General features: G+C 69.0%; 1 protein-coding gene. It reads left to right on the top strand.

Annotated elements, in window-relative coordinates; genetic code table 11:
* On the top strand, positions 1-8,151 hold an 8,151-nt coding region (locus ACLZN2_RS50735; protein WP_416987048.1), incomplete at both ends, for an amino acid adenylation domain-containing protein.

Below are 8,151 nucleotides of genomic sequence, written 5' to 3' on the forward strand. Positions count from 1 at the left end.
GGCCGTTGGACAACACCCGGATCTATCTCCTCGACGGGTGTCTGCACCCGGTTCCGCCCGGGGTGGCGGGGGAGCTGTATGTGGCGGGGGCGGGGCTGGCCCGTGGCTACCACGGCCGGCCGGCCCTGACCGCCGAACGCTTTGTGGCGTGTCCGTTCGGTGGTGTGGGTGAGCGGATGTACCGGACGGGGGATCTGGCCCGCTGGACGGCTGATGGCGAGCTGGTGTTCGTGGGGCGGGCGGACGATCAGGTGAAGGTGCGGGGCTTCCGGGTCGAGCCCGGGGAGGTCGAGGCGGTTCTGGCCGCCCATCCGCAGGTTGCTCAGGCGGTGGTGGTCGCCCGTGAGGACAGGGCGGGTGACAAGCGCCTCGTCGCGTACGCCGTCTCCGAGGGCGACGGGGCGGTCGGCGAGGGGCTGCGGACGTTCGCTGCAGGGCGGTTGCCGGAGTACATGGTTCCTGCCGCGGTGATGATCTTGGATGAGCTGCCCCTCACGGAGAACGGGAAGGTGGACCGGGCCGCGCTGCCGGTGCCGGAGTACGTGACGTCCGGCGGTGGGCGGGGGCCTGCCACGGTGGTCGAGGAACTCCTCTGCGGCGCGTTCGCCGACGTGCTCGGTGTCGAACACGTCAGTGCGGACGGCGACTTCTTCGAACTGGGTGGCCATTCCCTGCTGGCGACGCGGTTGGTGTCGCGGGCGAGGCTGTTGTTCGGTGCTGAGCTTGGTGTGAGGGCGCTGTTCGAGTCGCCGACGCCTGCGGAGTTGGCGGTTCGGATCACTGGTGCGGGTCCGGCTCGGATGGGTCTGGGGCGGTGGGAGCGGGCTGAGCGGGTGCCGTTGTCGTTCGCGCAGCGCCGGTTGTGGTTCCTGGCGCAGTTGGAGGGGTCGAGCGCGACGTACAACCTGCCCATGGTGCTGCGGTTGGGCGGGCGGGTCGATGTCGGTGCGTTGGCCGGTGCGTTGGGGGATGTGGTGGCGCGGCACGAGGTGTTGCGCACGGTGTTCCCCGTGATGGACGGGGAGCCGTACCAGCACGTGCTGCCGCTGAGTGAGGTGGGGGAGGTGCTGCGGACAGTTGTGGCTGTCACGGAGGCGGACGTGGCGGGGCTGGTGGCGGCTGAGGTCGGGCATGGGTTCGACCTGGCGGCGGAGGTTCCGTTGCGGGCTTTGCTGGTCGAAACCGGCCCGGACGGGCATGTGCTGGTGGTGGTGTTGCATCACGTTGCGGGGGACGGTTGGTCGATGGGGCCGTTGGCTCGTGACGTTTCCCGGGCGTATGCGGCGCGGTGTGAAGGTCGTGAGCCGGCGTGGCAGCCGTTGCAGGTCCAGTACGCGGACTACACCCTCTGGCAGCACGACCTGCTCGGCAGTGAGGAGGACCCGGGGAGCGTTCTGGCCCGGCAGGTGGCGTACTGGCGGAAGGCGCTCGCGGGGATGCCGCAGGAGCTCGTTCTGCCGGTGGACCGGGCGCGTCCGGTGGTGGCGTCGCATCGGGGTCATGTGGTGGCGCTGGATGTTCCTGCGGAGGTGCACGCCCGGTTGGCTGTGTTGGCGCGTGAGCAGGGCGTGACGATGTTCATGCTGCTCCAGGCCGGTCTGGCGGTGTTGTTGTCGCGGTTGGGTGCGGGGGAGGACATCCCTGTTGGTACGGCGGTGGCGGGGCGGACGGATCAGGCGCTGGACGATCTGGTGGGGTTCTTCGTGAACACGCTGGTGTTGCGTACTGATGTGTCGGGGGATCCGACGTTCGCCGAGTTGCTGGGCCGGGTGCGGGAGACGAGTCTGGCGGCTCTGGAGCATCAGGATGTGCCGTTCGAGCGGTTGGTGGAACTGCTGGCCCCGGACCGCTCGATGTCCCGGCACCCGCTCTTCCAGGTCATGCTCACGCTGCAGAACAACGCGGCTCCGACTCTCGACCTGGACGGCCTGCAGGCCACGCCCGGCGCAGCCGGGCCCATGTCAGCGCGGTTCGACCTGAATCTGAGCCTGAGCGAGATCACGATCGATGGCCGTCCCGGTGGTCTGCGGGGATCGTTGACCGGCTCGGCGGATCTGTTCGACCAGCCGAGCCTTGGGGCGATCGCTCAGCGGTATGCGCGGGTGCTGGCGGCGGGGGCGGGCGATGCGCGGCTTCGGGTGAGTGAGATCGACGTGCTGTCGGGCGAGGAGCGACAGCGGGCGCTGGTTGCCTGGAACGACACAGGTGTGGTGGACGCACGGACCGTCGTGCCGGAGCTCTTCGAGGCGCAGGTGGCACGGACTCCGGGTGCCATCGCCGTAGTGGCCGCGGACAAGGAGCTGACCTACGCGGAGCTGGACGAGCGGGCGTCGCGGTTGGCGGGCGTGCTGGTGTCCCGCGGAGTGGGTGCGGAGTCGGTCGTCGCGCTGCTGTTGGAGCGGTCGGCCGATCTGGTGGTGGCGCTGCTGGCGGTGTGGAAGTCGGGGGGTGCCTATCTGCCGATCGATCCGGGATATCCGGATGAGCGGATCGCGTTCATGCTGGGCGATTGCCGGCCGGTGTGCGTGGTGACCGCTGAGGATCTGGCCGAGGGGCTTCCGCAGAGTCCGGATGTCCCGGTGCTGTGTGTGGATGACCCGCGTCTGGTCGACGAGATGGCAGCGCCGGTGTCTGTGCGGCCGGCGGCGGGGAACGCGGCGTATGTGATCTACACGTCGGGGTCCACCGGGCGGCCGAAGGGTGTGGTGGTCTCGCACGAGGCGTTGGCCAGCTATACGGCGTGGTGTGTGAAGGCGTATCCGGGCGTACGGGAGAGCAGTCTGCTGCATGCGCCGGTGTCGTTCGACCTGGGTGTGACGGGTCTGTATCCGGCTCTGGTCAGCGGCGGGTGTGTATATGTGGGTGCGTTGGACGAAGAGCTGCCTGCGCTGTTGGGAGAACGGCGCTTCGCGTTCCTCAAGCTGACGCCGAGCCATCTGCCCCTCGTGGAGGAATTGCCGGAGCAGTGTGTGCCGACCGGGCAGTTGATGACGGGCGGAGAGCCACTCAGCTGGGGGCAGGTCCGGCATTGGCGTGACCGGCATCCGGGTGTCGCCGTGGTGAATCACTACGGCCCGACGGAGGTGACGGTCGGTTGTGCGCACTATCCGGTCGGAGCTGACGAGACGGGCGAGGGGTCGGTGCCGATCGGTCGGCCGTTCGCGACCACCCGTGCGTATGTGCTGGACAGGTTCCTGCAGCCCGTGCCGCCGGGGGTGGCGGGTGAGCTCTACATGGCGGGCCGTCAGTTGGCGCGGGGGTATCACGACCGCCCGGGGTTGACGGCGGAGCGTTTTGTGGCGTGTCCGTTCGGTGGCGCCGGTGAGCGGATGTACCGCACAGGGGATCTGGCCCGCTGGACCTCCGACGGCCGGCTGGTGTTCGCCGGACGTGCCGACGACCAGGTGAAGGTACGAGGTTTCCGGATCGAGCTGGGCGAGATCGAGGCCGTTTTGATGGCACATCCCGGCGTGGCGCAGGCGGTGGCGGCAGTACGAGAGGACGTCCCCGGCGATGTGCGGCTGGTCGCCTATGCCGTTTCCGTTGACGGTGACGTTGACGGTGTCGGGGAGGAACTGCGGACGTTCGCTGCTGGGCGCTTGCCGGACCACATGGTTCCTTCCACGGTGATGGTCCTGGACGGGCTGCCGTTGTCGGTGAACGGGAAGGTGGACCGGTCCGCGTTGCCGGTGCCGGAGTATGCGGCCGCTGGTGGTGGGCGCGGTCCTGTCACGGTGGCGGAAGAGGTCGTGTGCCTGGTGTTCGCCGAGGTGTTGGGTGTGGAGCGGGTGGGGGTGGAGGACAACTTCTTCGAGTTGGGTGGGCATTCGCTGTTGGCGGTGTCGTTGGTGCAGCGGTTGCGTGAGCGGGGGTTGGGGGTGTCGGTGCGGGTGTTGTTCGAGGTGCCCACTCCGGCGGGGTTGGCTGCGGCGTGTGAGGGCGGTGGTGTGGTGGAGGTGCCGCCGAACGGTATTCCGGAGGGTGCGGAGGTGATCACGCCGGAGATGCTGCCGTTGGTGGAGCTGACGGCGGCGCAGGTGGAGTTGGTGTGTGCGGCGGTGGAGGGCGGGGCGGCGAACGTGGCGGACGTGTATCCGCTGGCGCCATTGCAGGAGGGCATCTTCTTCCACCACTTGCTCGCCAAGCCCGGCGAGGCGGACGTCTATCTCGTGCCGATGACGTTGGCTTTCGACGGCCGTGAGCGGCTGGATGCGTTTGTGTCGGCGTTGCAGCGGGTGGTGGACCGGCACGACATCTACCGCACCGGCGTGGTGTGGGAGGGGCTGCCCGAGCCGGTGCAGGTGGTGTGGCGCCAGGCGGTGGTTCCGGTCACGGAGGTGGTCCTGCCGGAGGGCGGGGACGCTGCGGCTGAGCTGCTTGCTGCGGCCGGGCGGTGGATGGATCTGGGCCGGGCGCCGTTGCTGCGGGTGCATGTGGCGGCGGAGCCGGGCAGGGAGCGGTGGCTGGCGTTGGTGCAGGTGCATCATCTGCTCCAGGACCACACCGCGCTGGATGTGGTGTTGGGTGAGGTCGAGGCGTTCATGGCGGGGCGTGGGGACGAACTGTCGGCGCCGCTGCCGTTCCGTGACTTCGTGGCGCAGGCCCGGCTGGGGGTGTCCCGTGCCGAGCACGAGGAGTACTTCGCCGGTTTGCTGGGTGATGTCACGGAGTCGACGCTGCCGTTCGGTCTGTCCGACGCTCATGGTGATGGCACCGGCGCGCGCCGGGCGCGGGTGACGTTGGAGGAGGGTCTGGGGGAGCGGGTACGGGAGCGGGCACGTGGGCTGGGGGTGAGTCCGGCGACGTTGTTCCATGTGGCGTGGGCGCGGGTGCTGGCGACACTGTCCGGGCGTAGTGATGTGGTGTTCGGGACGGTGCTGCTCGGCCGTATGAACGCGGGGGCGGGCTCGGACCGCATCCCCGGCCCTTTCATGAACACCCTGCCGGTACGGCTCGATACCGCCGTCCATGACGTGGCCGGAGCCGTCACCGCCATGCAGTCGCAGCTGGCCGGCCTGCTGATGCACGAGCACGCCCCCCTGGCGCTCGCACAGAAGGCCAGTGGTATCCCGGCGTCTGCTCCGTTGTTCACCTCCCTGTTCAACTACCGCCATGGTCAGCGGGCGGCCGGTCGGCGGGCCGACGGCCTGGTCGGCGTGGAACGGGTCTACGACACGGAGCTCACCAACTATCCGCTGGCCGTGTCGGTGGATGACATGCAGACCGTCTTCGGGATCACAGCCGATGCGGTGGCTCCGGGGGATCCCGAGCTGGTGTGCGGGATGCTGCGTACCGCGATCGAGAATCTCGTCGGGGAACTGGAAGGCGACCTCCGGACGGCCTTGCGGGGGCTTGGTGTGCTGCCTCCCTCCAACCTTGAGCAAATTGTGGGGGGTTGGAACGACACGGCGGTGGCCGTCGCCGATGTGTCGTGGCCGGTGTTGTTCGCGGAGCGGGTGGCGTCGGTGCCGGGTGCGGTGGCGGTGGTGTGTGGGGAGGAGGAGTTGACGTTTGCGGAGTTGGATGTGCGGGCGTCGCGGTTGGCGGGGGTGTTGGTGTCTCGTGGGGTGGGCGCGGAGTCGGTGGTGGGGGTGATGTTGGAGCGGTCGGTGGATTTGGTGGTGGCGTTGTTGGCGGTGTGGAAGGCGGGGGGTGCGTATCTGCCGGTGGATCCGTTGTATCCGGCGGAGCGGGTCGGGTTGGTGGTGGCGGATGCGGGGCCGGTGTGTGTGGTGACGGTGGGTGGTCTGGCGCGGGGGTTGGGTGTGCCGGTGGTGTGTGTGGACGATCCGGGTGTGGTGGCGGAGCTTGCGGCGGTGGACTTGTCGGTGGTGCCGGGGCCGGTGGGGCCGGATGTGGCGGCGTATGTGATGTATACGTCGGGGTCGACGGGTGTGCCGAAGGGTGTGGTGGTCACTCAGCGGGATGTGGTCAGGCTGGTGTCTGACCGGTGTTGGGGGGAGCCGGTTCGGGTGCTGGGGTGTGCGCCGTATGCGTTTGATGCGTCGGTGTTTGAGCTGTGGGTGACGTTGGCGGGTGGTGGGTCGGTGGTGCTGGCTCCGGCGGGTGAGCTGGATGGTGGGTCGATCCGTTCGTTGGTGGGTGTGCATGGGGTGAGTCATGTGCATGTGACGGCGGGGTTGTTGCGGGTGCTGGCGGAGGAGGATCCGGGGTGTTTCGGCGGGCTGACGGAAGTACTCACGGGTGGTGATGTGGTTCCGGCGTCGGCGGTGGCGGCGGTGTTGGGGGCGTGTCCGGGGGTGGTGGTGCGGCATCTGTACGGGCCGACGGAGATCACGTTGTGTGCGACGCAGTTCCTGGCCGGGGATGGCGATGACGAGATACCTGCGGTGTTGCCGATCGGGCGGCCGTTGGACAACACCCGGATCTATCTCCTCGACGAGGGTTTGTCGCCGGTTCCTCCGGGTGTGGCGGGGGAGCTGTACGTGGCGGGGGCGGGTCTGGCCCGCGGCTATCAGGCTCAGCCTGCCCTGACGGCGGAGCGGTTTGTGGCGTGTCCGTTCGGGGCGCCGGGTGAGCGGATGTACCGGACGGGGGATCTGGCCCGCTGGACCTTCGACGGTCGGCTGGTGTTCGTGGGGCGGGCCGACGACCAGGTGAAGGTGCGCGGCTTCCGGGTCGAGCCCGCGGAGGTCGAGGCGGTTCTGGCCACCCACGCCGAGGTCGCCCAGGCCGTCGTCATCACGCGGGAGGACACCCCCGGTGACAAGCGCCTCATCGCTTACGTGGTGCCCGAGGGTGGAGACACTGCCACGGCGGGTCAGCTCCTGCCCGCGGACCTGCGTACCTTCACCGGGCAGCGGCTGCCGGAGTACATGGTTCCGTCCGCTGTCGTGGTGCTGGACATGTTGCCGTTGTCGGTGAACGGGAAGGTGGACCGGGCCGCGCTGCCGCTGCCGCAGTACACGAGGACCGATGGTGTCCGTGAACCCGCTGGCGCGGTCGAAGAGATCATGTGCGGGGCGTTCGCCGACGTGCTCGGCCTGGACCGCGTGGGCGTGGACGAGAGCTTCTTCGAGCTGGGTGGGCATTCCCTGCTGGCGATGCGGTTGGTGTCGCGGGTGCGGTCGGTGTTCGACGTAGAGCTTGGTGTTCGGGCTCTTTTCGAGTCGCCGACGCCGGCGGGTCTGGCGGCGCGGATCGGCGGTGCGGGCCCCTCGCGCGCCGGACTGGTACGGCGCGAGGAGCGGCCCGATCCAGTGCCGTTGTCGTTCGCACAGCGACGGTTGTGGTTCCTCGCGCAGTTGGAAGACTCCAGCCCGACGTACAACATGCCGGTCGTGCTCCGCCTGACCGGGCAGCTGGACATCGGGGCGCTACGGGCGGCGCTGGGCGATGTGATGACGCGGCACGAGGTGCTGCGCACCACATTCCCTGCTCCGGATGGGGAGCCGTTCCAGCGTGTGCTGGGCATGGACGAGCTGAGGCGGATCCTGCGGATCTCCGCGTCCGCGACCGAGGACGAGGCGGCGGCCCTGGTGGCCGCCGAGACGAGGCACGGGTTCGACCTGGCGGCCGAGACCCCGATCCGGGCCCTGCTGATCGAAACAACCCCGGATGCGCATGTGCTGGTGGTGGTGTTGCATCACATCGCGGGGGACGGCTGGTCGATGGGCCCACTGGCCCGTGACATCTCGCTGGCGTATGCGGCGCGGTGTGAAGGTCGTGAGCCGGCGTGGCAGCCGTTGCCGGTCCAGTACGCGGACTACACCCTCTGGCAGCACGACCTGCTCGGCAGTGAGGTGGACCCGGGGAGCGTTCTGGCCCGGCAGGTGGCGTACTGGCGGAAGGCGCTCGCGGGGATGCCGCAGGAGCTCGTTCTGCCGGTGGACCGGGCGCGTCCGGTGGTGGCGTCACACCGGGGTCACGTGGTGGCGCTGGATGTTCCTGCGGAAGTGCACGCCCGGTTGGCTGTGTTGGCGCGTGAGCAGGGCGTGACGATGTTCATGCTGCTCCAGGCCGGTCTGGCGGTGTTGTTGTCGCGGTTGGGTGCGGGGGAGGACATCCCGGTCGGTACCGCGGTGGCGGGACGGACCGATCAGGCGCTGGATGATCTGGTGGGGTTCTTCGTGAACACGCTGGTGTTGCGTACTGATGTGTCGGGGGATCCGACGTTCGCCGAGTTGCTGG

Origin of the sequence: Streptomyces sp. T028 (assembly GCF_048159505.1) — a bacterium.
Classification (GTDB): domain Bacteria; phylum Actinomycetota; class Actinomycetes; order Streptomycetales; family Streptomycetaceae; genus Streptomyces.